Raw genomic sequence first — 311 nt, 5'->3', positions numbered from 1 at the left:
ATGGACAGCTGGCCGTTGCCCGCGAAAGCCGCCAGCTTGTCATAGAGGTGGTAGAGGTCGGAGTGCAGGGCCAGGTTGTTCTCCTGGGCCACCGCGTAGGCCTCGGCAACGATGGCGATCAGGGCGTTCAGCGGGTTGACATAGTCCAGAGCCGCCAGGTTGTACAGCCACAGGATGTTGCTGTGCAGGAACTGCGCACCCTCCAGCAGGTTGCGGATGATGCGAGCTTTGTTGGAAATGGTGATGCCGTAGGCCTTGTCGCCGGCGTTGGACGAAGCGTGGGCGTGAGAAATGGGGGACAGGGCGCAGAT

General features: G+C 61.7%; 1 protein-coding gene. It reads right to left on the bottom strand.

Translation table 11 applies throughout. From position 1 onward, the window contains the following. Positions 1-311 (bottom strand): nickel-dependent hydrogenase large subunit (locus tag PZH32_RS12460; protein ID WP_275208561.1); only part of this gene is annotated, 311 nt, incomplete at both ends.

Origin of the sequence: Adlercreutzia equolifaciens, from assembly GCF_029076695.1 — a bacterium.
GTDB classification, from domain to species: domain Bacteria; phylum Actinomycetota; class Coriobacteriia; order Coriobacteriales; family Eggerthellaceae; genus Adlercreutzia; species Adlercreutzia equolifaciens_A.
Note: the sequence above shows the minus strand (reverse complement) of the source record. Positions and strands in the feature narration are given on the sequence as shown.